Origin of the sequence: Streptomyces tricolor (assembly GCF_002155905.1) — a bacterium.
Classification (GTDB): Bacteria; Actinomycetota; Actinomycetes; order Streptomycetales; family Streptomycetaceae; genus Streptomyces; species Streptomyces tricolor.
This window is the reverse complement of record NZ_MUMF01001092.1, coordinates 1-720: the sequence shown is the minus strand read 5'-3', so window position 1 is coordinate 720 and position 720 is coordinate 1. Positions and strand designations below refer to the sequence as shown.

1 protein-coding gene is annotated in these 720 nt (G+C 74.9%); it reads left to right on the top strand.

The genetic code is table 11. The annotated features are described in order from the left end of the window. The first annotated feature begins 16 nt into the window (after positions 1 to 16). Entirely contained in the window at positions 17 to 559 is a 543-nt protein-coding gene (locus CCN44_RS42920; RefSeq protein WP_086704698.1) for a hypothetical protein, read from the top strand. The last annotated feature ends 161 nt before the right edge of the window (positions 560 to 720 follow it).

Here is a 720-nt window from a genome sequence, read left to right as displayed (position 1 = left end):
CAGCCATAATCGTGCCGTGAGCGACGAAACCGGCACCCCGGACACCTCGGCGGGCTCCGCCGGCCCCGCGGCCCAGGGCGACGGCGCGGCCCAGGGCGGTGGCCCCCGCCCCGAGCCCCTGCGCTTCTTCGGCACCTCCTGGGTGGACCACGGCAACGGCTACGCGGCCCGCCGCGCCGCCGTCGCCGTCGGCTCCCTGGCCGCCGCCGCCGTCTCCTGCCTGGTGCTGCGCTTCGCCTACGAGGGCATCCGGATCGCCGACACCGGTTCGTTCGTGACCGTCCTGGTCGTCGCCATGTTCGCGATCTGCAGCGCGCTCGCCTTCCACAACACCTGGGAGGGCTTCGGCAAGCGCCACGACCCGCAGCGCCAGGCCGGCCTGCGCGGCCTGCTGGCCATCGGCTTCGTCGGCTCCCTCGTCGCCTACTTCTTCCGCTCCCTGACCGAGGCGCCGGGCGAGAAGCTGCACCGCGAGGAGTACGAGAAGGCCCGCGAGGCCCACGAACGCCGCACCACCCGCCGCACCGGCAACCCCTCCAAGAAGAAGCGCCGCCGGTAGAACCCGGCAAGGGGGTACGACGGACGGCGGCGGTGCCCTAGACATGACCCCATGACCGCCACGCAGCCGCCGCCCGCCGACCCGCGCGCCCTGCACGCCGCCCGGGCCCGGTCCTTCGACTCCGCCGCCGCCCAGTACGCCGCCAACCGCCCCTCCTACCC